The 24276-nt window shown below is 65.6% G+C and carries 22 protein-coding genes; 13 read left to right on the forward strand and 9 right to left on the reverse strand.

The genetic code is table 11. The features are described 5' to 3' along the window. Nucleotides 1-40: 40 nt before the first annotated feature. Nucleotides 41-367 carry an NIPSNAP family protein gene (locus tag I6F09_RS18905; protein ID WP_057030503.1) on the reverse strand — a complete coding sequence of 109 codons (327 nt, stop codon included), beginning with the start codon at nt 365-367 and terminating at the stop codon, nt 41-43. A gap of 215 nt (nt 368-582) precedes the next feature. Here I6F09_RS18905 and I6F09_RS18910 point away from each other — a divergent pair, with 215 nt between their 5' ends. Then, nucleotides 583-2241, forward strand: a complete 1659-nt coding sequence (locus I6F09_RS18910; protein WP_225188756.1) for a hypothetical protein — start codon at nt 583-585, stop codon at nt 2239-2241. A gap of 42 nt (nt 2242-2283) precedes the next feature. Here the strand turns inward: I6F09_RS18910 and I6F09_RS18915 are convergent, their stop codons facing one another. The 3 genes from I6F09_RS18915 to tpiA all read right to left on the reverse strand — a co-directional run bounded on the left by I6F09_RS18915 (nt 2284) and on the right by tpiA (nt 5361). After that, nucleotides 2284-3915, reverse strand: a complete 1632-nt coding sequence (locus tag I6F09_RS18915; protein WP_057030501.1) for a CTP synthase — start codon at nt 3913-3915, stop codon at nt 2284-2286. A gap of 166 nt (nt 3916-4081) precedes the next feature. Then, nucleotides 4082-4465, reverse strand: coding sequence for a preprotein translocase subunit SecG (secG, locus tag I6F09_RS18920; protein WP_036009912.1), 384 nt, complete (start codon nt 4463-4465; stop codon nt 4082-4084). A 140-nt stretch (nt 4466-4605) separates the two neighbouring features. Further along, on the reverse strand, nt 4606-5361 hold the full coding sequence (gene tpiA, locus I6F09_RS18925) for a triose-phosphate isomerase (RefSeq protein ID WP_225188757.1): 756 nt from the start codon (nt 5359-5361) through the stop codon (nt 4606-4608). A 222-nt stretch (nt 5362-5583) separates the two neighbouring features. Here tpiA and I6F09_RS18930 point away from each other — a divergent pair, with 222 nt between their 5' ends. From I6F09_RS18930 to I6F09_RS18950, 5 genes are all read left to right on the forward strand, one after another. Next, a complete protein-coding gene (locus tag I6F09_RS18930) occupies nt 5584-7482 on the forward strand; it encodes a SurA N-terminal domain-containing protein (protein ID WP_225188758.1) in 1899 nt (632 codons plus the stop codon). 14 nt (nt 7483-7496) lie between these two features. Beyond that, nucleotides 7497-8510, forward strand: a complete 1014-nt coding sequence (gene trpD, locus I6F09_RS18935; protein WP_036044310.1) for an anthranilate phosphoribosyltransferase — start codon at nt 7497-7499, stop codon at nt 8508-8510. Nucleotides 8511-8518: 8 nt separating this feature from the next. Beyond that, entirely contained in the window at nt 8519-9340 is an 822-nt protein-coding gene (gene trpC, locus I6F09_RS18940) for an indole-3-glycerol phosphate synthase TrpC (protein ID WP_225188759.1), read from the forward strand. Between the two features lies 1 nt (nt 9341). Next, entirely contained in the window at nt 9342-9875 is a 534-nt protein-coding gene (gene moaC, locus I6F09_RS18945) for a cyclic pyranopterin monophosphate synthase MoaC (protein ID WP_225188760.1), read from the forward strand. Between the two features lie 177 nt (nt 9876-10052). Continuing rightward, complete coding sequence (locus I6F09_RS18950; RefSeq protein WP_225188761.1) at nt 10053-12785, forward strand: EAL domain-containing protein; 2733 nt, start codon at nt 10053-10055, stop codon at nt 12783-12785. Nucleotides 12786-12866: 81 nt separating this feature from the next. Here the strand turns inward: I6F09_RS18950 and I6F09_RS18955 are convergent, their stop codons facing one another. Next, nucleotides 12867-14201 (reverse strand): S41 family peptidase, encoded by a 1335-nt coding sequence (locus I6F09_RS18955; protein WP_036009952.1) that lies wholly within the window; start codon nt 14199-14201, stop codon nt 12867-12869. Nucleotides 14202-14505: 304 nt separating this feature from the next. Here I6F09_RS18955 and I6F09_RS18960 point away from each other — a divergent pair, with 304 nt between their 5' ends. The 3 genes from I6F09_RS18960 to I6F09_RS18970 all read left to right on the forward strand — a co-directional run bounded on the left by I6F09_RS18960 (nt 14506) and on the right by I6F09_RS18970 (nt 16653). After that, the gene (locus tag I6F09_RS18960) at nt 14506-15639 is read left to right on the forward strand and encodes an alpha-hydroxy acid oxidase (RefSeq protein ID WP_225188762.1); all 1134 of its coding nucleotides are present in this window, start codon (nt 14506-14508) and stop codon (nt 15637-15639) included. 28 nt (nt 15640-15667) lie between these two features. After that, entirely contained in the window at nt 15668-16291 is a 624-nt protein-coding gene (locus tag I6F09_RS18965) for an HAD family phosphatase (protein ID WP_036044305.1), read from the forward strand. 158 nt (nt 16292-16449) lie between these two features. Then, nucleotides 16450-16653 carry a hypothetical protein gene (locus tag I6F09_RS18970; RefSeq protein WP_225188763.1) on the forward strand — a complete coding sequence of 68 codons (204 nt, stop codon included), beginning with the start codon at nt 16450-16452 and terminating at the stop codon, nt 16651-16653. A gap of 102 nt (nt 16654-16755) precedes the next feature. On the opposite strand, the gene I6F09_RS18975 is transcribed toward I6F09_RS18970, so the two are convergent. Together I6F09_RS18975 and I6F09_RS18980 are read right to left on the reverse strand one after the other, a co-directional pair. Continuing rightward, complete coding sequence (locus I6F09_RS18975; protein ID WP_109143630.1) at nt 16756-17049, reverse strand: type II toxin-antitoxin system RelE/ParE family toxin; 294 nt, start codon at nt 17047-17049, stop codon at nt 16756-16758. Further along, nucleotides 17046-17273 (reverse strand): hypothetical protein, encoded by a 228-nt coding sequence (locus I6F09_RS18980; protein ID WP_109143629.1) that lies wholly within the window; start codon nt 17271-17273, stop codon nt 17046-17048. Before I6F09_RS18980 ends, I6F09_RS18975 begins: the two co-directional genes overlap by 4 nt. Before the next feature lie 131 nt (nt 17274-17404). On the opposite strand from I6F09_RS18980, the gene glp reads away from it, so the two are divergent. The 4 genes from glp to I6F09_RS19000 all read left to right on the forward strand — a co-directional run bounded on the left by glp (nt 17405) and on the right by I6F09_RS19000 (nt 21470). Beyond that, a complete protein-coding gene (glp, locus tag I6F09_RS18985) occupies nt 17405-18613 on the forward strand; it encodes a gephyrin-like molybdotransferase Glp (RefSeq protein ID WP_225140021.1) in 1209 nt (402 codons plus the stop codon). Nucleotides 18614-18789: 176 nt separating this feature from the next. Next, nucleotides 18790-19491, forward strand: a complete 702-nt coding sequence (gene lexA, locus I6F09_RS18990; protein WP_036009965.1) for a transcriptional repressor LexA — start codon at nt 18790-18792, stop codon at nt 19489-19491. Between the two features lie 385 nt (nt 19492-19876). Beyond that, nucleotides 19877-20311, forward strand: coding sequence for a hypothetical protein (locus tag I6F09_RS18995; protein ID WP_025036527.1), 435 nt, complete (start codon nt 19877-19879; stop codon nt 20309-20311). Nucleotides 20312-20528: 217 nt separating this feature from the next. Beyond that, entirely contained in the window at nt 20529-21470 is a 942-nt protein-coding gene (locus tag I6F09_RS19000; RefSeq protein WP_225188764.1) for a GAF domain-containing protein, read from the forward strand. A 6-nt stretch (nt 21471-21476) separates the two neighbouring features. Here I6F09_RS19000 and I6F09_RS19005 read toward each other — a convergent pair whose 3' ends face one another. Both I6F09_RS19005 and I6F09_RS19010 read right to left on the reverse strand, forming a co-directional pair. Continuing rightward, the gene (locus tag I6F09_RS19005; protein WP_225188765.1) at nt 21477-23756 is read right to left on the reverse strand and encodes a ComEC/Rec2 family competence protein; all 2280 of its coding nucleotides are present in this window, start codon (nt 23754-23756) and stop codon (nt 21477-21479) included. Nucleotides 23757-23878: 122 nt separating this feature from the next. Then, on the reverse strand, nt 23879-24265 hold the full coding sequence (locus I6F09_RS19010) for an SgcJ/EcaC family oxidoreductase (RefSeq protein ID WP_225188766.1): 387 nt from the start codon (nt 24263-24265) through the stop codon (nt 23879-23881). Between the last annotated feature and the right edge of the window lie 11 nt (nt 24266-24276).

A 24276-nucleotide genomic window follows, 5' to 3' on the forward strand; every position in this document is an offset into this window, starting at 1 on the left:
GAATATCAGGGTTGCGCCAGGGTTCCCTGCCCGCCGCCTGCTACTTCACCGCCGAGAAGGCGGTCGGCGCCAGGATCTGGCTGACGATGTTGGCGACGATCTGGCCGTCGGCTTCGCTCTCGGCGCGCGCCTTCATCCAGTCCGGATCGGTCATGAACGCGCCCCACTTCTTCTCGCGCTCGGCAAGCGAGTCCCAGGCGAGGAAATAGGTCAGCTCCTGGTTGGATTCGCCGATCAGGGTGGTGAAGAACCCGGCCTGCTTGATGCCATGCTTCTCCCAGATCTTCAGCGTGGCGGTCTCGAACCGCTTGAGCAATGCCGGTAGGCGGCCGGGCACGCAACGATAGACGCGCATTTCGTAGATCATTCTTGCTCCCTCCCTGACAGGAGCGGCGGTTATACCCGCTGGCCACAACTCTGTCTTGAGCCTCACCCGGGGCCCCCTCATGGCGTTCCGTGCATAGCTCGATAGCGCGGGGCCGGCGCTCTTGATAATGTGCAGGCTCGGTCAGGGCGCATCAGCCGCCGACGGCCCGAGAGCAATCGGCAAAACGACCGAAGCGATCAAAGGGGGCGAAGGCAATGACCTATTTTGATCTCGGACCCTACAGCCGCAAAATCACCACGACTTCGCCCGATGCGCAGCTCTGGTTTGACCGAGGGCTCAACTGGGTGTTCGGATTCAACCACGGCGAGGCGATCAAATGTTTTCGCAAGGCGCTCGAGTTCGATAGCAGCTGCGCGATGGCGCATTGGGGCATCGGCTACGCCGCGGGTCCCAACTACAACCTGCCCTGGGTCCGCTATGACGCACAAGGCCGTCAATTGGCGCTGGCGGGATCATACGATGCGACGCAGGACGCCCTCGCGCAGGCGGAGAGGGCGAGCCCGGTCGAGCAAGCGCTGATCCGCGCCTTGTCGGCGCGCTATCCGCAGCGTGACGCGATCGAGGACATGGCGCCGTGGGACAAGGCCTTCACGCGAGAGATGCGAAAGGTCTTCGCCACGTATCCCGAAGATCTCGAGGTCCGAGCCATCTTTGCCGAATCGATCATGAACGAGACGCCGTGGCTGATGTGGGACCTTGAGTCTGGAGAACCCACCAAGGGCGCTGGCACCGAGGAATGCAGGGCCGTGCTCGAACAAGCTTTCGATCGATGGCCGGCTGCGTGGAATCATCCGGGGCTGCTCCATCTCTACGTCCACCTCATGGAGATGTCGCCCTTCCCGCAAAAGGCGATGCGGGCTGGGGACCGGCTGCGCGGGATCGCCCCCGATAGCGGCCATCTGATCCACATGCCGACGCATCTCGACGTGCTGTGCGGGCAGTACAACGACGTCCTGCTCTACAATCAGAAGGCGCTGGCGACCGACCGCAGATTCCTCGCTTATTCGGACGATCCGGGTGTCTACCTGGTCTATGTCATCCACAACTTCCACTTCGCCATCTACGGCGCGATGTTCCTGGGTCAATACGCCCCCGCTATCGCAGCGGCCGAGGAACTCATTGCCACCGTGCCCGAGCCAGTGCTGCGCATTCAATCGCCCCCCATGGCGGACTTCCTGGAAGGCTACTTGACGATGAAGCAGCACGTTCTCGTGCGTTTCGGCAAATGGCACGACATCATTGCCCAACAGCTGCCGGAGGATCGCGAGCTATACTGCTCCGTGACGGCAATGATCCACTACGCCAAGGCGGTGGCTCATTCAGCGCTTGGCCACGTCACTGAGGCCGAAACCGAGAAAGCGTTGTTCGCTCAGGCGAAGACACGCGTGCCGGAGAGCCGGCTCGTGCACAACAACAAGGTCGTCGCCCTGCTCGGCGTGGCCGAAGCGATGTTGAATGGCGAACTGGAATATCGCAAAGCCAATTACGACTTCGCGTTCGCTGAGCTGCGCAGATCGGTCGCACTCAGCGACGCCTTGCCCTATGACGAGCCGTGGGGATGGATGCAGCCACCGCGTCACGCACTCGGCGCGCTGCTGCTGGAGCAGGGACGGATCGAGGAAGCCGAGGCAGTGTACCGTTCCGATCTCGGCCTCGATGGAAAGCTGAGCCGGGCCTGCCAGCATCCCGACAATCTGTGGTCGCTTCACGGCTTGCACGAATGTCTCATGCGGCGTGGCGACAGCGCCGAGAGGCCGCTGATCAAGCAGCGACTTGACCTCGCCCAGTCGCGCGCGGAGGTGCCGATCAAGGCATCTTGCTTCTGCCGCAGGATGGACATCGCGGCCGCGTAGCCGGAGGTGCGAGCAAGACTTTGTCAGGGCAGACCGAGCCGGCTACACCAGCCGGCTCTGCTTCGCCGCCGCCTCGATGAACGAAGCGAACAGCGGATGCGGCTCAAAGGGGCGCGACTTCAGCTCGGGGTGGAACTGGACGCCGATGAACCAGGGGTGATCCTCGTACTCGACGATTTCAGGCAGCACGCCGTCGGGCGAGAGGCCTGAGAACTTCAAGCCGTGCTGCTCGAGGCGGTCCTTGTAGGCGGTGTTGACCTCGTAGCGATGGCGGTGACGCTCGGAGATTTCGGTCGCGCCGCCATAGACCTGCGAGACGCGGCTGCCGCGATTGAGCGTTGCAGGATAGGCGCCAAGCCGCATCGTGCCGCCGAGGTCGCCTGCCTGCGAGCGCTTCTCGAGCTCGTTGCCGCGCAGCCATTCCGTCATCAGGCCGACCAGCGGCTCCTTGGTCGGGCCGAACTCGGTGGAGTTGGCGTCCTCGATGCCGACGAGGTTTCGCGCGGCCTCGATCACCGCCATCTGCATGCCGAAGCAGATGCCGAAATACGGCACGTCGCGCTCGCGCGCGAACTGCGCCGCCCTGATCTTGCCCTCTGCGCCGCGCTGGCCGAATCCGCCGGGCACCAGGATGCCGTTGACGTGCTCGAGGAACGGCGCCGGATCCTCCTTCTCGAAGATCTCGCTCTCGATCCAGTCGAGATTGACCTTCACCTTGTTGGCGATGCCGCCATGCGAGAGCGCCTCGATCAGCGACTTATACGCATCCTTCATGCCGGTGTACTTGCCGACGATGGCGATGGTGACGTTGCCCTCGGGATTGCGGATGCGCTCGTTGATCTCTTGCCAGCTGCGCAGCTCCGGCGGAATCCGCGAGGCGATGCCGAAGGCAGCGAGCACTTCGTCGTCGAGGCCCGCATTGTGGTAGGCCTCGGGGACCGCGTAGATGTTGTCGACGTCGCGCGCCTCGATCACGGCGCTTTCGCGCACGTTGCAGAACAGCCCGAGCTTGCGCCGCTCTTCCTTCGGGATCTCGCGGTCGGTGCGGCAGAGCAGGATGTCCGGCTGGATGCCGATCGAGCGCAGCTCCTTCACCGAGTGCTGCGTCGGCTTGGTCTTCAATTCGCCGGCGCTGGGAATGTAGGGCAGCAGCGTCAGATGGATGTAGACGGCGTGATCGCGCGGCAGCTCGTTCTTGAGCTGGCGGATCGCCTCGAAGAACGGCAGGCCCTCGATGTCGCCGACGGTGCCGCCGATCTCGACCAGCACGAAGTCGTAATCGTCATTGCCGTCGAGGACGAATTCCTTGATGGCATTGGTGACGTGCGGAACAACCTGGATGGTCGCGCCGAGATAATCGCCGCGGCGCTCCTTGGAGATGATGTCCTGGTAGATGCGTCCGGTGGTGATGTTGTCGGCCTTGGTCGCGGGACGGCCGGTGAAGCGCTCGTAGTGACCGAGATCGAGATCGGTCTCCGCGCCGTCATCGGTCACGAACACTTCGCCGTGCTGATACGGCGACATCGTTCCGGGATCGAGGTTGAGATAGGGGTCGAGCTTGCGGAGGCGGACCTTGTAGCCTCGGGCCTGCAGCAGGGCACCCAGTGCCGCCGAAGCCAGACCCTTGCCGAGCGAAGAAACCACGCCGCCGGTGATGAATATGTACCGCGCCATGGGACTTAACCTCTAATCCCCTAAATACGATTCGCCAAAGCGATTCGTATTCCGCCCCAAAGATTTTGCGGGCCTGTGGGTGAGCCGAAACGAAGAGTGATGACAGTGCCTTGATGGGGATTGTTGATGCAGGACGGTAGCCACTGCCCTGCATGGCCCCCCTGCTTTATTGCGAGCGCGGCACCTGAGGACCGGTCGGAGCCGGTGCCTGCTGCTGCTCGTCGGCCTTCTTCAGTGAATCCAGGATGCCGCCCGAGGTCGGCGGCGCGATCGGCGACCCGCCGGCCGGCTGGGTCTGCGAGGGCTGGCCGATGATCGACGACGGCTTGCGGTCGTAACCGGCATACCAGGACAGGAACAGGCTGGTGAGGAAGAAGCCGACGGCCAGGATCGCGGTGGTCCGCGTCAGAAGGTTCGCCGTGCCGCGGCTCGACATGAAGCCCGCGCCGCCGCCCATGCCGAGGCCGCCGCCTTCCGACTTCTGGAGCAGGACGGCACCGATCATGACGGCGACGATCATGAGGTGGATGACGATGACAACGGTCTGCATGATATCCTTCCGTCACAAGCGGGCGGCGCCTGACGGCGGCCGATCGCGCTTCGCGGGTTTTCCTGAAGTTGCGCGGTGTTACACGATCGGAGGTGGCATTGCCACCCCCGATCGGGCCCGGTTCCGCGGTTTGGACTTAGCTAGGGGCAGCCCTTAGCGATCGCAAGGAAATCGGTCGCCTTCAGGCTGGCACCGCCGACCAGAGCCCCGTTGACGTTCTTCACCGCCATCAGCTCGGCTGCGTTCGCGGGCTTGACCGAGCCGCCGTAGAGAATTCGCATCTTGGCGCCCTCAGCCTTGAACCGGGAGATCAGGAGTTCCCGGATAAACCCATGAATCTGCTCGACATCCTTGGCTGTGGGGGTCAGCCCGGTGCCGATCGCCCAGACCGGCTCATAGGCCACGACCAGATTGGCCGCCGTCGATCCATCTGGCAGCGAGCCGTCGAGCTGGCCGCGCAGGATGTCCAGGGTCTGGCCGGCGTCGCGCTGGCCCTGCGTTTCGCCGATGCAGACGATCGCAACGGCCCCGGCGCGCCAGGCCGCCTCGGCCTTCTGCCGGATCAGCGCGTCTCCCTCCCCGTGGTCGGCGCGGCGCTCGGAATGGCCGACGATGATGGCGGTCGCGCCTGCATCGGCGAGCATTTCGGCGGCGATATCGCCGGTGTGGGCGCCGAAGGCCTTGGGGTGGCAGTCCTGGGCCCCGACCGCGACCTTCTTGCCGCGCGCCTTCTCGGCGAACGCCGCAACCAGGGTCGCCGGCGGGCAGACCAGCAGGTCGGCCTTGCCAGCCACGTCTGCCGCGCCGTTGAGCATGGCGTCGAATTCAGCAGCCTGGGCTTTCAGGCCGTTCATTTTCCAATTGCCCGCGATCAGCGGTCGGATGGCGTCAGTCATGTCAATGTCCAGCAGAAGAGGTTTGTTCTTGCGCTAGCAGAGGTGCTCCCGCAGTTCCAGAGACCAGAGGCCCTTTCGCCGCAGCTTCAAGTGGTCACCCGGGGCGAGGTTGCGGGGGGAAAGCCACCACTTTATGATGATCTATCAATTTGGTGACGCGCTTTTGCGGAATCTGCATTAAGACGCGCACCGTTCCCCTCCTGACCAAACAAGTTGGACCAAATGCTCCGAGGAATACGCAAGGCCTCATCGAACTGGCTCGGCAAGATCGTTATGGCCGTGGTGATGGGCGTGTTGATCATCAGTTTCGGCATTTGGGGCATTGCCGACATCTTCAAGGGCTTCGGCCAGTCCACGGTCGCCAAGATCGGCAGCACCGAGATCTCGCTCAACGAGTTCCGCCAGATCTACACCGACCGCCTGCAACAGATCAGCCGCCAGTTCGGCCGTCCGTTGACGCCCGACCAGGCGCGCGCGTTCGGCCTTGACCGCCAGGTGCTGCAGCAGACCATTGCCGAGGCCGCGCTCGACGAAGAGGCGCGCCGGCTCGGCCTTGGCCAATCCGACGAGCAGATCCGCCAGCTCATCATGAACGACCCCAACTTCAAGGGTATCGGCGGCAATTTCGACCCCAATCGCTTCCAAGCCTTGATCCGCAATTTCGGCTACACCGAGCAGCGCTATGTCGCCGAGCAGCGCAAAGTATCGCTGCGCCGGCAGATCACCGGCACGGTCGGCGCCGGCCTCGAGCCCCCGAAGGCCATGGTCGACGTCCTGACGCGCTACCAGAACGAACAACGCTCGATTGAATTCGTCCGGCTCGACGCCGGACAGGCCGGTCCGATCGACCCGCCCTCGCCCGAGGCGCTTGCCGCCTATTTCGAGGATCACAAGGTCCAGTTCCGCGCGCCCGAATATCGCAAGATCTCCTTCGTCGTGGTCTCGCCGGAAGAAATCGGCAAATGGACCGAGGTCTCGGACGAGGATGCCCGGAAGATGTTCGAGCAGCGCAAGGACCGGCTCGGCACGCCTGAGAAGCGCCAGATCCAGCAGATCGTCTTTCCGAACGTTGCCGAAGCGCAGGCCGCTCGCGAGCGCCTCGTCGGCGGCACGTCGTTCGAGGACATCGGCAAGGAACGCGGGCTGAGCGCCTCCGACGTCGACCTGGGGCTTGTGACTAAGTCTTCGCTCGCGCCCGCCGTCGGCGATGCCGCGTTCGCGCTGCCTGCCGGCGAGATCAGCCAGCCGATCCAGAGCGGGCTCGGCGTCGCGATCGTCAGGGTCGACAAGATCGAGCCGGGCGCCGAGGCCGACTACGCCAAGCTTGCCGGCGACATCAAGCGCGAGATCGCGACTGAGCGTGCACGCGTCAAGGTCGCCGACCTCCGCGACAAGATGGAAGACGAGCGTGGCGGCGGCTCCAGCGTGATCGACGCGGCGCAGAAGCTCGGCCTCACCGCCGTGACCATCGAGGCCGTCGACCGCTCCGGTCGCGCCCCGAACGGCCAGCCGGTCGCCAGCATCCCGCAGGGCCTCGACGTGGTATCGCAGGCCTTCACCACCGATGTCGGCGTCGACAACGACGCGATCTCGTTCAAAGGCGGCTATGTCTGGTACGACGTGCTCGCCATCACCCCCTCGCGGGACCGCAATCTCGACGAGGTCCGCGATCAGGTCGAGGCGCGATGGCGCCAGGACCAGATCGCGGCCAAGCTGAAGGCCAAGGCGACCGAGATGGTGCAGAAGCTCGATGCGGGCGGCAAGCTCGCCGACGAGGCCGCCGCTGTCGGCGCCAAGGTCGAGACCGCGGCCAGCTTCAAGCGCGACGACTCGCCCGCTGGCGTGGCCGGCACCGTCGTGGCGGCCGCCTTCCGCACCGCCAAGGACGGCATCGGACAGACGGCCGTGAGCGGCGGCAGCGAGGTGATCGTCTTCCGCGTCACCGACATCGTCGATCCTGCGGTCGACATTGCCTCGGACGCGGTCAAGAAGCTCAAGGAGAGCCTCGACCGCGCCCAGACCGAGGAGCAGGTCGCTTCCTACGTCAACAAGCTTGAAACCGACATCGGGACCACCATTAATCAGGCCGCCTTCGCGCAGGTGACCGGCGCGAACCAGTGAGTTGAAAGCACGCGATGGACGACCTGAAATCGATCATTGGAAAAGTGGCGACCGGCGCGAGCCTGTCGCGTGACGAAGCCGCTTCCGCCTTCGATGCCATGATGAGCGGCGAGGCCACGCCCTCGCAGATGGGCGGGCTCTTGATGGCGCTGCGGGTGCGCGGCGAGACCGTGGACGAGATCACCGGCGCGGTCGCGGCGATGCGCGCGAAGATGCTGACCGTACAGGCGCCGCCGGAGGCGGTCGACATCGTCGGCACCGGCGGCGACGGCTCCGGCTCGGTCAACGTCTCGACTTGCGCGTCCTTCATCGTCGCGGGCGCCGGCGTGCCCGTGGCCAAGCACGGCAACCGCGCGCTGTCGTCGCGCTCGGGCGCCGCCGACGTGCTGGCCTCGCTCGGGGTGAAGATCGATCTCAAGCCGGAGCAGGTCGGCCGCTGCGTGCGCGAATGCGGCATCGGCTTCATGTTCGCCCCCGCCCACCATCCCGCCATGAAGAACGTCGGCCCGACCCGGGTCGAGCTCGCCACGCGCACGATCTTCAATCTGCTCGGTCCCCTGTCCAATCCGGCCGGCGTGAAGCGGCAGATGGTCGGCGTATTCTCCAGGCAATGGGTGCAGCCGCTGGCGCAGGTGCTGAAGAATCTCGGCTCCGACTCCGCCTGGGTGGTGCACGGGTCCGATGGTCTCGACGAGATCACCCTCACCGGCCCGACCTTCGTCTCCGCGCTCCACAACGGCGAGATCCGGAATTTCGAGGTGACGCCGGAGGAAGCCGGGCTCCCGCGTTGCGAGGCCGGTGCGCTCAAAGGCGGTGACGCCGATGCCAACGCGATCGCGTTGCAGAGCGTGCTCGACGGCAAGCCGAGCCCCTATCGCGACGTGGCGCTGCTCAACGCAGCCGCCGCGCTGGTCGTGGCCGGCCGCGCCAAGGACCTCAAGGAGGGCGTCGCGATCGGCGTCCGCTCGATCGACAGCGGCGCGGCCAACGCGAAGCTGAAGCACCTGGTCACGATCTCCAAGAGCTGAACTCCCGCATGTCCGACATCCTGACCAAGATCGAGACCTACAAGCGAGAGGAGATCGCGGCGGCGAAGCGAGCGCGTCCGCTCTCCACCGTCGAGGCGCAGGCCAAGGCCGCCTCCGCGCCGCGCGGCTTCCTGCGCGCGATCAAGGCAAAGCACGCCAACGGCGGCTACGCGCTGATTGCCGAGATCAAGAAGGCCTCGCCCTCCAAGGGACTCATTCGCGCCGATTTCGACCCGCCGGCACTCGCAAAGGCCTATGAAACCGGCGGCGCTGCCTGCCTGTCGGTGCTGACCGACACGCCCTCGTTCCAGGGCCATCTCGACTTCATGGTAGCCGCGCGCGAAGCAACCTCGCTCCCCGTGCTGCGCAAGGATTTCCTGTTCGATCCCTATCAGGTGGTCGAGGCCCGCGCACACGGCGCCGACTGCATCCTGATCATCATGGCGGCGCTCGATGACGCCGCGGCAAGAGACCTCGAAGACGCCGCCCTCGCCTACGGCATGGACGTCTTGATCGAGATCCATGACCGCGCCGAGCTCGACCGGGCGCTGAGACTTCGCTCGCCGATGATCGGGGTCAACAACCGTAATCTTCGGACCTTCGAAACCACGCTCGCGACCAGCGAGGCCTTGGCGCCGCTGATCCCTTCGGACCGGCTGATGGTCGGCGAGAGCGGCATCTTCACGCCCGCCGACCTCGCCCGGCTCGAGCGCGTCGGTATGTCGACGTTCCTGGTCGGCGAGAGCCTGATGCGGCAGGCCGACGTCACGGCGGCGACGCGCGCGCTGCTCGCGCGCGAGGCGACGGCGCGCGCGGCGGGCACGCGCTGACATGGCGCGCAAGCCGGCGAAGACCATTTCAGCCAAGACGAAGCAGGCCAAAGCAAAGGCCGGCCCCGCCCTTACCCATATCGGCGCCTCCGGCGAGGCGCGGATGGTCGACGTCTCGGACAAGCCAGCGACGGAGCGGCTGGCGGTCGCCGAGGGCCGCGTCGTCATGACCAAGACGACGCTCGATCTGATCGTGTCCGGCAACGCCAAGAAAGGCGACGTGCTCGGCACCGCGCGCATCGCCGGCATCATGGCCGCCAAGCGCACCTCGGAACTGATCCCGCTCTGCCATCCGCTCGCCCTGTCGAAGGTCATTGTCGATATCGAGCCTGACGCCAAGCTGCCGGGCTGCGTGATACGGGCCACCGTGAAGGTGACGGGACCGACCGGCGTCGAGATGGAGGCGCTCACGGCGGTGTCGGTCGCCTGCCTCACCATCTACGACATGATCAAGGCCGTCGAGCGCGGCGTGCGCATCGAGGGCATCCATCTGGTCGAGAAGCTCGGCGGCAAATCCGGCCATTACCGCGCCTGAAGCGGGCTTGCGTTAGCGCCCCACTTTCGCGCCGCGCGCATGGTTTGCTTTTGCGCGCGAGTATTCACGTCTCGTTAACCGCGCTTCCTAACTTTACTTCCACACCGTCACCGTAAACCAACGGATGTTCTCAGGGTCCTGAATTGATCCTGACGTGTGCGCGGCAGCGAATCCAGCATGAAGATGAAATTCGGCAGTCGTCTCTTTGACCAGGTCTTCGTGCGCAGCGGCCCGATCCGCTGGCTTGTGGTTGGCGGCACGCTGCTGATCGCGGCCATCGCCATAGGCTCGGTCCTGATGGCGCAGAACTTCCGGGAGCGGGCGCTGCGCAATTCCGGCCGCGAGCTGGAAAACACCGTGCTGCTGCTTGCTCATCATTTCGATCAGCAATTGCAGGACTTCGCCGTCATCCAGAAGGGTTTCGTCGACTACGTCCGCACCACCGGAATTACCTCCGGAGAGGAGTATCGCAAGCGCCTCTCGGGCGAGGACGTGCACCGGATGCTGCGGTCGAAGATCGAGGCGCTGCCCTATATGGGCGGCCTCAACATCATCGATGCCGAAGGCAATCTGATCAATTCGTCGACCGCATGGCCGACGCCCAAGGTGAATGTCGCCGATCGCGCCTACTTCCGCACCTTCAAGTACGATCCCTATGCGCCTGATGTCCTGATCGAGCCGCTGCACAGCCGCATCTCCGGCGCGTGGACCATTCTGGTGGCCCGGAGGGTCGTCGGGCCACGCGGCGAGTTCCTCGGCGTGGTCGGACGCGGGATCGAGCCCGCCAATTTCGAGAAATTCTTCGCCTCCGTGGTGCTCGGCGAAGGCGCGACGATCTCGATGCTGCATCGCGACGGCACACTGCTCGCCCGCTATCCGCAGTCCGGCGAATTGATGGGGCGAAACTTCAAGACCGGACCGTTCGAGCATCAAAGGGTGTTCGGGCTCGATCATTTCGCCGGCCGCTTCAACAGCCCCGTCGACGGCCAGGACCGGCTGATCTCCTCCCGCGCCCTGCCCCACTTCCCGATCCTGGTGATGGCCACCACGACGCGCGCAGCGGCCTTGGCGGACTGGCGCGAGCAGATCGGCATTCTGATCTCGATCGCAGCCTCTTCCGCGCTCGCGATCGCAGGCGTGCTGATTGCCGTCGTGCGCAAGCTGCTGGAGCAGCACCGCCTTTCGCGCGAACAGCTGACGCTGGAGAAGCAGCGGCTCGACCGCGCCGTCAACAACATGACGCAGGGCCTGTTGCTGTTCGATTCCGAGCAGCGGCTCGTGGTCTGCAATCAGCGCTACATCGAGATGTACGGCTTGTCGGCCGATGTCGTGAAGCCCGGCTGCAGCTTTCGCGACATCATCGCCCATCGCAAGACGACCGGCTCGTTTACCGGCGACGTCGATGCCTACGCCGCGCGCGTCCTGAAGGACATCCATCTCCGCAACTCCATGGTGGTCGATACCGCCGACGGCCGCTCGATCCACATCCTCAACGAGCCGCTCGCGGATGGCGGCTGGGTGGCGACCCACGAGGACATCACGGAGCGCCGGCGCATCGAGGAGCGCATCACCCACCTCGCCCATTACGACGCGCTGACGGACCTGCCCAACCGCGCCATGTTCCACGAGCATCTGCGGCAGGAGCTGGCCGCGGCCCGCGACGGCGAGCAGACCGCGGTGCACTACATCGACATCGACGAGTTCAAGGGCGTCAACGACGCGCTGGGCCATCTCATCGGCGACGAGCTGTTGAAATCGATCGCGACCAACCTCCGCCGCTGTGCGGGTCCCGCAGATTTCGTGGCGCGCCTCGGCGGCGACGAATTCGCCATCGTGCAGGGCGCGGTAACGTCGTTGGATCAGGTCAACGAGCTCGTCGCGCGCGTCTTCGAAACCATCCGCACGCCGGTCGACTGCATGGGCCATCATCTCACCAGCGACGCCAGCATCGGTATCGCGCTCGCGCCGGAGCACGGCACGGCGCTCGACCAGATCCTGAAGAACGCGGACATGGCAATGTACGCGGCCAAGTCCGCCGGACGCCACACCTACCGCTTCTTCGAGCCGGACATGGACGCCAAGGTCCGCGAACGCCGCCAGCTCGAGGGCGACCTGCGCCACGCCATCGCGCAAGGAGATCGCGAAGGCGGGCTCGAGGTGTATTACCAGCCCTGCCTCGGCCTGAAGGACGACCGCATCACCGGCTGCGAGGCTTTGGTGCGCTGGCGCCATCCCGAGCGCGGCTGGGTCTCTCCCGCCGATTTCATCCCGATCGCCGAGGACACCGGCCTGATCAACGAGATCGGCGAATGGGTGCTGGCGACCGCGTGCCGGGACGCGGCAAGCTGGCCCGACGACATCCGTCTCGCCGTCAACGTCTCGCCGGTGCAGTTCAAGAGCGGCACGCTGGCGCTGAAGATCATGACGGCGCTCGCCACGTCGAACCTGCCGGCGAGCCGACTCGAGCTCGAGATCACCGAGGCGGTCCTGATCCGCGACGACGATGCCGCGCTTGCCATCCTGCACCAGCTCCGCGCCATCGGCGTGCGCATCGCGCTCGACGATTTCGGCACCGGCTACTCGTCACTGAGCTATCTGCACCGCTTCCCGTTCGACAAGATCAAGATCGACCGCTGCTTCGTCGAGGACATCGCCCGTCCCGACGGCTCCGCCAGCATCGTTCAAGCCGTCGTCAACCTGGCGGCCGCCCGTCGCATGACAACGACGGCCGAGGGTGTCGAGACCGAGGAGCAGCAGCGCCTGTTGCGTACGCTCGGCTGCTCCGAGATGCAGGGCTATTTGTTCAGCGCCGCCAAGCCCGCCGACAAGATGCTGGAGCTGTTCGCGCTGCACCGCAGCCGGCGCGCCCGGCGCGAAGGCAGCGAGAGCCGCCGCCGCGAGGTCGGTTAGGTCGAAACGGCGCTGGAAACGAAATCGCCCGGAAGCGGTCCTCCGCTCCCGGGCGAAACATGATCCGGAACGTCGTAAGATCTAGTTCGGCACTGCAGCCTTCGTCGCGCGCTTGGCAGCGACGGCATTTGCCGTAACGCCGTGGAGGAAGTCGTAGGCTGCGTGCAGAGCCTTATCGTCCTTCTCTTCCGGCGGAACGTAGGACTGCGATCCGGTCTGCTCGGTGCCGTCGGCCGACAGATGCCCGCGCATCTGGGATTCCGCCATGGTGTCCATCCGCCCCTTCAGCTCGGGCGGCACGTCCTGGAGGATCTCGATGTCGGGCGCGATGCCTTGGGCCTGAATCGAGCGGCCCGACGGCGTGTAGTAGCGCGCCGTGGTCAGCGCCAGCGCGCCATTGCCGGAGCCGAGCGGAATGATGGTCTGCACCGAGCCCTTACCAAACGATCGCGTGCCGATCAACGTCGCGCGCTTGTGGTCGTGCAGCGCACCGGCAACGATCTCCGAGGCCGAGGCCGAGCCGCCGTTGATCAGCACCACGATCGGCTTGCCTTTGGTGAGGTCGCCGCCATGGGCGGTGAAGCGCTGGGTTTCTTCCGGACTGCGGCCGCGGGTCGAAACGACCTCGCCGCGCTGCAAGAAGGCGCTCGACACCGACACGGCCTGGTCGAGCAGGCCGCCCGGATTGTTGCGCAGATCAACCACGTAGCCGGCGAGCTTCTCCGGCGGGACCTGCTTGGAGACCGAGGCGATCGCCTTCTTCAGGCCGTCGGCGGTCTGCTCGTTGAACGAGGTGATGCGGATATAGCCGATGTCGCCGTTCTCGACGCGGAAGCGCACCGGACGCACATGGATGATCTCGCGCGTGATCGCAACCTCGAGCGGCGCATCCGCACCCTTGCGGATGATGGTCAGCTTGGTCTTGGTGTCGACCGGTCCCTTCATCTTGTTGACCGCCTGCTCGAGCGTCATGCCCTGCACGGCCTCGCCGTCGATCTTGCCGATGAGGTCGCCGGACATGATGCCGGCCTTCGAAGCCGGCGTGTCGTCGATCGGCGAGACGACCTTGACGAGGCCATCCTCCATCGTGACCTCGATGCCGAGCCCGCCGAACTCGCCGGAGGTGGTCTCCTGCATCTCGGTCCAGGCCTTGGCGTTCATGTAGCGCGAATGCGGGTCGAGCGAGGTCACCATGCCGGTGATCGCCCCCTCGATCAGCTTGGCATTGTCCGGCTTCTCGACATAGCTGGCCTTGACCCGCTCGAACACCGCGCCGAACAGATTGAGCTGGGAATAAGCATCACCCGCACTCACTGCCGCCCGTGCTGCCCATACGCCGCCCTGCGGGCTCGCTACCAGAAGGGTCAGGCACGCTCCCGTGAGCGCGCCCAGGGGGAACAGCAGGGTTTTCCGCATGAAGGTGCCTTTTGTGCTTGGCGTTTCTCTTGAGGCTGGGAGACGCCATGCAAATGGCGATCCAGTCCATCTCTCACAATACCATTCTGGTTTCTTCAAGGCCGGGATGCCGCGCTGGCGGGTACACCGAAGAAATCCCTTCGCCTTGGCCTAAACTTTTGGCAACGTTCCGAAACTGTTTCGAAGCAACACGACACCGGTCCGGGCCGCCCACGCTTCGCAGCTATGCGATTTTAGGATGGTTTTGGAGGGCCGGACGCGATAGGCGATGGCGACAAGACTTCAAATTCTCGGGAGGACAACAATGAATGAAGCGCCCCGCATCCGGCCGGAACGGAACGTCGAGCTCGGCGCCAGCGACGAGCCGTTCCAGAACCTGCACGAGTTCATCCGGAAGGCGCGCGCCAACCTCAACCAGAATGCCTGGGACTACATCATCGGCGCCGCCGAGACCGAGACCACGATGCGGCGCAACCGCATGGCGCTCGACGAGATCGCCTTCCGCCCGCGCGTGCTGCGCGACGTGCGCAGGATCGATGGCAGCGTCGAGCAGTTCGGCCGCAAGCTGCGTCTGCCGGTGGTGCTGGCTCCCGTCGGCGCACTCGAGATCTTCGATCCGGATGGCGCGGCGAGCGTCGCGCGCGCTGCGGGCAGGTTCGGCGCGGCGCACATGCTGAGCTCGGTGTCCGAGCCCGGCCTCGAGACGACCGCCGAGGCTGCCCCCGATGCACTGCGTCTCTATCAACTCTATGTCCGCGGCGACGATGCCTTCGTCGCCGACGTGGTCGACCGGGCCGAGAAGAACGCCTATGCCGCCTTCTGCCTGACCGTCGACACCGCCCATTACAGCCGTCGTGAACGTGACATCGCCAAGCGCTACGTTCGCGAGAGCCGCCTGCGCGCGACCGGCGGCGATTTCCAGAAGGGCCTGGAGTGGCGGACCGTGAAGATGATCAAGGACACGTTCAAAATTCCGCTGATCCTCAAGGGTATCGCCACGGCCGAGGATGCGCAGATCGCGCTCGATCACGGCGTCGAGTGGATCTACGTCTCCAACCATGGCGGACGCCAGCTCGACCACGGCCGCGGCGCCATGCACGTGCTGCCGGAGATCGTCGACGCCGTGAAGGGCCGCGCCAGGATCATGGTCGACGGCGGCTTTTGCCGCGGCACCGACATCGTCAAGGCGATCGCGGCGGGCGCCGACCTCGTCGGCATCGGCCGGCTGCAATGCTGGGCGCTGGCGGCAGCCGGCGAAGCCGGCGTCGCGCGGATGCTGGAGTTGCTCGAAGACGAGGTGCTGCGCTGCCTCGGCCTCCTGGGCGCCACCTCATTCGCCGAGCTCGACAAATCCTGCCTGCATCCGGCGGACGCCACCAACGCGCCCAGCGTGTTCAGCGCGTTCCCGCTGTTCGACCACGAGCCCTATCGTTACTGACGCGCCATACCGAAGTGAAAAGGACGCAATGACATCGCTCTCTCCCGGCAGCGCGGATGCGCTGCTGTTCGACCTCGGGCGCGTTGTGCTCGACATCGACTTCTCCAAGGCGATCGCCTGCTGGGCGGGACATGCCGGCTGCCAGCCCGAGGCCATCATCGCGCGCTATGTGCGCGACGAGGCCTACCGGTTGCATGAGATGGGCAAGATCAGCGATGCGGACTATTTCGCCTCGCTGCGGTCCTCGCTCGGGATCGGCATCTCGGATGCGCAATTCCTGGAAGGCTGGAACGCGATTTTCGCCGGCGAGATGCCTGATATCGCCGAGCTGCTGCCGCGCGCGGCGAAGCAGATGCCGCTCTACGCCTTCTCCAACACCAATCGGCCGCACGTCGACCATTTCTCGAAGGAATATGCCGGTCTGCTCGGCCATTTCCGCGAGCTGTATCTGTCCTCCAGCATCGGCCTGCGCAAACCGGATGCCGAGGCCTTCGACCATGTCGTGGCGGCGATCGGCGTGCCGGCCGAGCGCATCGTGTTCTTCGATGACCTCGCCGAGAACATCGAGGGAGCACGGGCGCGCGGCTTGACCGCCGTGCATGTCACCTCGCCGCGTGATGTCGGGAACGCATTGAAAGCACTGGGGATCTGAGCCGCGGGAAAGCCCGGAGCGCGCTCACTTGCCGGAACAAAAACTGCTGAAAATGTGGAACCTGATCACTTTGTGCATTTTTATACAGAGTTCCGGGAACGGAATACCACCCTTCGGACTCATGAGTCCGTTGGGACTTCTACATTGGACTGATCGACGTGCTGGGCAAGACCTATCTCACCAAGCAAGCCTCTCTCCTGCTCGAATTCGCCAGAACCACCTCGGATTCTGACCTCTCCGCCAAGCTGATCAGCAAGGCCGCCGACCTGAAATCCCAGGCGGACCCGCTGCCGGACAAGGATCAGGGTCCCAAGGCGCCCGACGTCGCGGACATCAGTCCGGGCGATCCGACGGGGCGTTGACCGATGTTGGCCGTGGCACTCGTCATTCTCGTCCTTGCCATGGCAATCCTCGTTCCGGTCTGTCTCGCCTTCCGCATCATGCCGCGGCGGAGTTGAGCCCGCTCAGACGTCAGAGTGCTCGCGTTCCTGTGCGGGATGCTTGATCGCAAGAACGACGATTTCGCCGGCCTCTACCTCCAGCCGGTAGTAAACCAGGTAACGGTACCGCCGCGTTACCAGCTTGCGCACGCCCTCGACCTCCTGCCGTCGTCCAAGTTGCGGAAAGCGAACAAGATCTCGAAGGGATTCAAGGATCGCAGCGCGCACGCGCAATGCGCCTTTGGGGCTGTGCTCCCTAACATAATCGGCAATCTCAATCAGATCCTTGGCCGCGCGTTGCGTAAATCTGAGCTTCATCGCTCGAAGCGGCGAAAGGCGGCTTCGATCTCGGCGTCAGACGCAAATTGCCGGAGGTTCGCCTGCGTGAGCCCCTCGAGGACCGCCGCAAGATGACCGGGATCGACTTCCTCAGCCTCCTCTCCGGCGTCGCTCAACGCCAACATGGCGCGTGCAATCTCGTCCTGGCTATCCGCAGGAAGCCGCCGCACGGCCTTCAGCGCCTTTTCGAGCAGTTCTGTCATTGGCAGAAGATAAGCCGGTTCGAGACCAAAAGGAAGTGTGGTTCCTGGCTGGCAAGGGAGGCCTTTTGCTTCAGCTCCTCCGCTCGGCTAGAACTTGCCGACCCAGTCCTGATTTGTTGCGGAGTTCGCCCGTGGCCCTGATGCCGGTTTCTGACGCGCTTGCTGCGGTGTTGGCCGGCGTCGAGCCGCTGGCTGAACAGATGGTTTGCCTCGACGAGGCCTACCATCGTGTGCTCGCCCGCGATGTCGCGGCGCGGCGCACGCAGCCGCCGGAGGCGATGTCGGCGATGGACGGCTATGCCGTGCGCACGGCCGACGCGGCAAACGATTCGAGGTTGACCGTCGTCGGCGAGGTCGCGGCGGGCCGGCCGCTCGCGGGAAGCGTCGGCCCCGGCGAAGCCGTGCGGATCTTCACCGGCGGCGTCGTTCCCGACGGCGCCGATGCCGTCGTGATCCAGGAGGACACGGCTGCCGACGGCAAACATGTGACGATCAAGGAAGCCGCCATTTTCGGCCGGCACATCCGCCCTGCAGGCGTCGACTTCCGCGAAGGCGACGTGCTGCTGCGCAAGGGAATCCGCCTCACCGAGCGCGATCTCGCCCTTGCCGCCGGAATGAATCATCCGCATCTCGCCATCATCCGCCGCCCGAGGGTTGCCGTTCTCGCCACCGGCGACGAGCTCGTGATGCCGGGCACCACGCCTGGTCGCGGCCAGATCGTCTATTCCAACGGCTATGCCCTGCATGCGCTCGCCCGCAGCGAGGGCGCCGAGACCATCGACCTCGGAATTGCCGCCGATACACTGGAGGCGACGTCCGCCGGCATCCGCCGCGCGCGCGAGAGCGGCGCCGACATCCTGATCACGACCGGCGGTGCCTCGGTCGGCGACCACGACCTGGTCCAGCAGGCGCTCAAGGGCGAAGGCATCGCGATGGCGTTCTGGAAGATCGCGATCCGGCCGGGCAAGCCGATGATGCACGGTCGGATAGGCGCGATGCGCGTGATTGGCCTGCCCGGCAATCCCGTGTCGTCCTACGTGTGCGCCTTCCTGTTCATGGTCCCCTTGATTCGCGCCCTGTCGGGCCGTTCAGCGATTCATCATCGGCGCGAGCGCGCCGTGCTGGGCCGCGATCTCGCCGCCAACGACCAGCGCGAGGACTATCTGCGCGCGCGGCTGGAGGAGCGCGACGACGGCACGCGCGTCGCCCTTCCGGTCAGCCATCAGGACTCCTCCCTTCTTGCGAATCTCGCTGCGGCACAGGTACTTCTGGTGCGCGCACCGTTCGCGCCGAAGGCCGAGGCCGGCACGCCTTGCGAGGTGCTCCGGCTGCCCGTCTGAGCCGCCCAGCCACACGCATTCCGCGAGCTTGGCCGCGTTCACCATAAATTAAGCAGTTGCGGAACACATATCGAACATATAGTGTCCGTTCATGATTTGTTTCGAGGATGTAGCGGCTTAGTGCCGGCTTCATCGTGTCGGAATCGAACGACATCAACCGGGGGACTTTGGTCGAGATGTTGACGCGCAAACAATACGAGCTTCTGCGGTTCATCAGCGAACGTCTGAAGGAAAGCGGCGTGCCGCCGTCCTTCGACGAGATGAAGGATGCGCTCGACCTGCGCTCGAAGTCAGGCATCCATCGCCTGATCACTGCGCTCGAGGAGCGCGGCTTCATTCGCCGCCTGCCCAACCGTGCCCGTGCCATCGAGGTGATCAAGCTGCCCGAGCTCCAGGCCGCCGCCGGCAATCGCCGTGGCTTCACCCCGAGCGTGATCGAGGGCAATCTCGGCAAGGTGCGCGCGAGCTCCAGCCCGCCCGCGGACGAGGGCGAGCGCCCCGTCGCGGTGCCCGTGATGGGCCGCATCGCCGCCGGCACGCCGATCGAGGCGCTGCAGACCCGCAGCCATACCATCAGCGTGCCGCCGGACATGCTCGGCTCGGGCGAGCACTACGCGCTCGAAGTGCGCGGCGATTCGATGGTCGAGGCCGGCATCCTCGACGGCGACATGGCGCTGATCCAGCGCAACGAGACCGCAAATACCGGCGACATCGTGGTGGCATTGATCGACGACGAGGAGGCCACGCTCAAGCGCTTCCGCCGCCGCGGCGCCTCGATCGCGCTCGAGCCCGCCAATGCCGCCTACGAGGTCCGCATTCTTCCGCCGAACCGCGTGAAGATCCAGGGCAAGCTGATCGGGCTTTACCGGAAGTACTGATACGGGAAACATCAAGCGCCGCGCGCGTTTCGATCGGCATCGGCGATCCAGGATCGGAGCGGATACTTGTCCGCTCCGGCTGGACGGTTTCTCTGGTTCTGCGCCGGCTGTCCGGTCCATCTTCCCGCGCGACATTCCCCCGCGCAGGCGCGCAGCCATTTCTGCTTCGCCGGTAGAGTTGTGCCGGCAGTGCTGATAGCTCCGGCCGAATGCAAGGACGCGAGGTTTGTTCCTATCGAATCCGGGAAAGATAATGTGATCGCGCGCTGCGGACGCGAGCCGCAGATTTGCCCATAACCGAGCAGAGCGTTGTATGCTTCCACTCTGATAGAGGCCTGCGCCTCGAAAGAGACGCGGGTCGCTATCCCAGCATGAGGAGCACCCGATGTGTGACTACAGCCTGCATGCCGTCGCGACGCGCCCCGCCGAAGTCGGCGAGACGATCGTCACGACAACCTTCCGCGGCACCTCGACGCGCGGTTTCGCTTCCGAAGCCGATCCCTCCGTCGCGGTCTGTCTGCTGCCGGGGACGGAGCTCGCTTTCGCCGACAATGTCCGCTACGACAACCGCTGGATCTGGACGCGCACCGTGAACTCTCGCGTCGGCAAGTTCGGCAAGATCGACCCGCACATTCCCGATCGCCATCATGACGCGATCGAATTCCCCGACGGCAAATACGTGCTGGTGACGCAGCTCGTCGAAGGTCAGCGCGCGACCGTGCTGCAATTGCCGGTGACGCAGCCAGCCCCCGAGCGCGAGCACAAGCCGCAGATCGTCGCCGACACGCGGCCCACGATCACGCGCCTGCCGATCGGCTGACGCCCTTCGGCCGACAGGCCGAGCCCGGGATTGAAATTGCCGTCGCCGGCCGAGGCCGGCGAGCCCGGTAAGTTTGTGTTTCAGGACATTCGATCGGCGAGCCCACCGCCGCGCCTCGTCGTCGCACGAAGTTTGGGCCGTGCTGCCCGCATTTTGAACGTCCGCTCCGCAGCCAAATGACCGATGCTGTCGTGGTTTGAGGCGGCGGACACGCTCGATGAAGACCTTCATTCGCGTCGTTGAACTTTGGGTACCCGACCGGACGCGCATGCGGCTGGAATTCGGCGGCGGCCTCTACGACGATGGGCTGTCCGCGTTCAAAGCCGTCAGCGAAGAGCTGCACTTCGGATATGACGAGGGACTTCCAGGCAAGGCCTGGGCCTGTGGCCACCCCGTCATCCTCACGAAATTCGCCAACTCCTATTTCAAGCGGACCGATCAGGCCGCTGCGGCCGGCCTCACCTGCGGCGTGGCGGTGCCGGTGTTCGCGGGCGAATTCCTGCAAGCCGTGCTGGTGCTGTTCTGCGGCGACGACGAGGCGCATGTCGGCGCGATCGAACTCTGGCACAACGATCCTGATCTCTCGCATGAGATGGGGCTCGTCGATGGCTATTACGGCACCGCGGACATGTTCGAATTCAACTCCCGCCACACCAGATTTCCGCGCGGCTTCGGCCTGCCCGGACGCACCTGGAAGGCGGGCCTGCCGCTGATCATCAAGGACTTGCACGACGCCAAGAGTTTCCTGCGCTGGGAGGACGCCGCCAAGGTCGGGATCAATCTCGGCGTCGGCGTGCCCTACCGAACCGGTACCGACCAGACCTGGGTTCTGACATTCCTCTCCGCGCAGGCAACGCCGATTGCACGACGCTTCGAGATCTGGGTCCCGAACGAGGGCCGTTCGGCGCTGGTCTTTCGCGCCGGCGATTGCAGCGCGCAGACCGACCTCGCCGCACGCTATGCGGCGCAGTCCATCGCCAGGGGCGAAGGCAGCATCGGCGGCGCCTGGGCCGCCGGCATGCCCGCGCTCAACGACGATCTCACCTCTGACGGCTCGATCGCCGGCTCCGAAGCCTGCGCAGCCGGGCTGAGCCGAATGGTGGCCCTGCCGGTTATCGGCAACGGAAGGCTTGACGCCGTGCTGGCCTGGTATTTGTGATCCGCGTCAATCGTCGGCCTGCAAGTCGGCCTCCGATGGCGTTGCGTCCCGGTTGCGGGGCACGGCCGCCTTCGGCACGAGGCTGCCGTCGAAATCCCCCTCGCCGGCGCCGGCCGGCAGCCAGGGACGGCTTGCTCCCCTCGTCCTCACCGCCTGCACCGAAAAGCCCTCGCCGCGTCTCGTCAGAGCCAGTGCGCCCTGACTGGCAAGACGCGCCCGATCGACCACCATCGCCGCGCAATCGGGTGGCGCAGGCCGCGCCGTCACCACCAGCGCGGCGCGGCTGCAATCATCGGCCAGCGCGTCGATACGCGTCGCCAACGCGATCAGTCGTCCGTCCGCGAGCGGCGCCACGCAGCCGGACTCGTCACACGACACCCCGCTCGCCAACGAGGCGTTGCCGGCATCGCGCGGATCGGCATCGGCAGCCAACCACTCCTTCAGCAGGAAGCTGTCCTTGCTGGCGCGGATCACCTGCAAGCGCCCATCCCCGCCCCGGACCGCGACGCTCGCGCCATCCCCGGCAATCAGGATATCGGGCTGCCGCACCGACAGTCCCCAGAGGATCGCTGCCAGCAGCACCAGGGCGCCGGACCAGCGCAAGGGCGTGCGCAACAGGCCCATCACGATGAGCCCGAGGCTCGCTGCGATCAGCGGCGCGATCCCGAAGGCGGGAATGCGGCCGACGGCGCCCGGCAGGGCCGCCACCCAGCGCGCGACCAGGACCATCCACTCGATGCCGATCCCCATCAACCACCAGAACACGCCGTCGAGCCCGAAGGGCGCCGCGAGCAGCCCCAACAGCCCGGCCGGCATCACCAGCGCCGAGACCACCGGCATGGCGCCGAGATTGGCGAGCACGCCGTATGGGGTCACGCGATGGAAGTGGAAGGCGGCGTATGGCGTGGTCGCGAGCCCCGCGATCAGCGAGGCCAGGAACAGCATCGCGATTTCCCGGCCGCCCCACAACGCGATCCGCGCAGTCGCGGAATGATCGGGCGATGCGAGCAGGTTCGGCATGCCGATCTGCACCAGCGCCACCAGCCCGAGCGTTGCCGCAAACGACATCTGGAAGCTTGGATGCACCAACGCCTCCGGCGCGACCGCAAGCACGATCAGCGCGGCAACCGCCAGCGTGCGGAAGGTGATGGCGCGGCGGTCGACCATCACTGCGATCAGCACCACCGCCGTCATGAAGAACGATCTTTGCGTTGCAACCTCCGCGCCCGACAGCAACAGGTAGAACGCGGCCGCGACCAGCGCCGCGGCGGCCGACCATTTCTTGATGGCAGAGCCGGCCGCCAGCCCCGGGATCAAGGCCAGCAGCGCGCGCACCGCGAAGAAGACGACGCCGGCGACGACCGCCATGTGATAGCCGGAGATCGACAGCACATGGCCGAGTCCCGAGACGAACATGGCATCGTTCACAGGCGCGGTGATCGCATCGCGCCGCCCCGTGAGCAGCGCCGTCGCGATCGCGCGGTTATCGCCTTCGAGCGTTGCGCGGATGCGCGCATCGATCGCATCGCGCAGGCCCTGCATGAAGGCCGCGTAGCGCAGCCGCAGGCCGCCAGCATCCGGCGGCGTGGACGCCGTGATCGCGCCCATCACGAAGCCGGAGGCGCCGATGCCCTGGAAGAACATGTCGCGCGAGAAATCATAGCTGCCGGGGCGCACCGGCGAGATCGGCGGGAGCAGCCGCGCCTTCAGCTGCACGAAGCTGCCAACCTCAGGCGCCGTGCCCTTGCGCACCGAGAGGCGGACGCGCTCGAGCTTGACGTCGCTGCGCTGCGCCTCCATCGCGCTGACGCGCAGCACGAAGCGGTCGGTGCGCTCGCGGATGTCGCGCGCTTCCACGAAGCCCGACAGCGACACCGAATAGAGCGGTTTTGCCAAAACGGTGTGCGCGATACGCGCGGTCTTCCAGGTCGCCACGGCAAAACCAGCCGCGACCGCCGCGAGCATGATGGCGGGCGCAAACAGCCGGCTCCGCCGGAGCAGCACCGCGCCGAGCATCAGCGCGATGGCTGTGGCGGCAACCACCCACAGCACCGGCTCATGATCGGCGGCGAAATAAAGCGCAATGCCGCCGCCGAAGGCGACCGGCACCCACGGCAACAGCCGGCCAGGCCCGGCCTCGCCCCGAGCCCATTGGCGCAGCGTCTCGATGATCGCCGGCCAGATGCCAAAGCCCGCCGGCGCAAAACCGCCGGCCGGGGTAGCGCGGCCGACCGGCCACGTCCCGGCAACTCCCTGGGACCGTCCTGGCCGGCCCGGCTCCGCCATTCCCCTGCACCTTACGATACGCGACGGCTGCGGAGGCTACCGGACCGTGCGGCTGCGCGAATAGCGGTACGGATCGGGAACAGGCGAAGACCGCCCTACTTTCTCCGGGCTGGCGCCCGTTGCTAGATCAGCGGCGCCTGCGACGAGGCGTGGTGATTGACGATCTTCCAGCCGCCGTCCTCGCGGATGATGACCCAGCTCATCTTGACGACGAGATCATCCCGCTCGCCCGCGAGACCGAACGTGATGGTCGCGGCCATGTTGATCAGATCAGGGCCGGCCTGCGCGGCGTGCACATCGGAGAACGCGGCGCTTGGCCTGCGCCAGCGCGGCAGGCCGTTGAAGTATTCGGCGACGCCGTCCCGGCCGCGATAGAGCTTCGGGTTGGAGCCGAAGAAGAATGCGTCCTTCGCATAGAGCGAGGACAGCGCGGCCGCATCGAGCGTCGCGAAGCCGGCGCACCATTTCGCGATGATGGCGGAAACGATGGCGTCGGCCTCGCTGCTCATGTCCTGCTCAG

This window comes from Bradyrhizobium sp. IC3195 (assembly GCF_020193585.1).
Lineage (GTDB): Bacteria > Pseudomonadota > Alphaproteobacteria > Rhizobiales > Xanthobacteraceae > Bradyrhizobium > Bradyrhizobium yuanmingense.

Coding starts and splice junctions, on each gene's coding strand:
- I6F09_RS18980 (WP_109143629.1), bottom strand. CDS start 17,273: ATGACAGAACTGCTCGAAAAGGCGCTGAAGGCCGTGCGGCGGCTTCCT.
- tpiA (WP_225188757.1), bottom strand. CDS start 5,361: ATGACTGACGCCATCCGACCGCTGATCGCGGGCAATTGGAAAATGAAC.
- trpD (WP_036044310.1), top strand. CDS start 7,497: ATGGACGACCTGAAATCGATCATTGGAAAAGTGGCGACCGGCGCGAGC.
- I6F09_RS18975 (WP_109143630.1), bottom strand. CDS start 17,049: ATGAAGCTCAGATTTACGCAACGCGCGGCCAAGGATCTGATTGAGATT.
- secG (WP_036009912.1), bottom strand. CDS start 4,465: ATGCAGACCGTTGTCATCGTCATCCACCTCATGATCGTCGCCGTCATG.
- moaC (WP_225188760.1), top strand. CDS start 9,342: ATGGCGCGCAAGCCGGCGAAGACCATTTCAGCCAAGACGAAGCAGGCC.
- lexA (WP_036009965.1), top strand. CDS start 18,790: ATGTTGACGCGCAAACAATACGAGCTTCTGCGGTTCATCAGCGAACGT.
- I6F09_RS19005 (WP_225188765.1), bottom strand. CDS start 23,756: ATGGCGGAGCCGGGCCGGCCAGGACGGTCCCAGGGAGTTGCCGGGACG.
- I6F09_RS19010 (WP_225188766.1), bottom strand. CDS start 24,265: ATGAGCAGCGAGGCCGACGCCATCGTTTCCGCCATCATCGCGAAATGG.
- I6F09_RS18905 (WP_057030503.1), bottom strand. CDS start 367: ATGATCTACGAAATGCGCGTCTATCGTTGCGTGCCCGGCCGCCTACCG.
- I6F09_RS18955 (WP_036009952.1), bottom strand. CDS start 14,201: ATGCGGAAAACCCTGCTGTTCCCCCTGGGCGCGCTCACGGGAGCGTGC.
- I6F09_RS18915 (WP_057030501.1), bottom strand. CDS start 3,915: ATGGCGCGGTACATATTCATCACCGGCGGCGTGGTTTCTTCGCTCGGC.
- I6F09_RS18910 (WP_225188756.1), top strand. CDS start 583: ATGACCTATTTTGATCTCGGACCCTACAGCCGCAAAATCACCACGACT.
- I6F09_RS18965 (WP_036044305.1), top strand. CDS start 15,668: ATGACATCGCTCTCTCCCGGCAGCGCGGATGCGCTGCTGTTCGACCTC.
- I6F09_RS18995 (WP_025036527.1), top strand. CDS start 19,877: ATGTGTGACTACAGCCTGCATGCCGTCGCGACGCGCCCCGCCGAAGTC.
- I6F09_RS18950 (WP_225188761.1), top strand. CDS start 10,053: ATGAAGATGAAATTCGGCAGTCGTCTCTTTGACCAGGTCTTCGTGCGC.
- I6F09_RS18930 (WP_225188758.1), top strand. CDS start 5,584: ATGCTCCGAGGAATACGCAAGGCCTCATCGAACTGGCTCGGCAAGATC.
- trpC (WP_225188759.1), top strand. CDS start 8,519: ATGTCCGACATCCTGACCAAGATCGAGACCTACAAGCGAGAGGAGATC.
- I6F09_RS19000 (WP_225188764.1), top strand. CDS start 20,529: ATGAAGACCTTCATTCGCGTCGTTGAACTTTGGGTACCCGACCGGACG.
- I6F09_RS18960 (WP_225188762.1), top strand. CDS start 14,506: ATGAATGAAGCGCCCCGCATCCGGCCGGAACGGAACGTCGAGCTCGGC.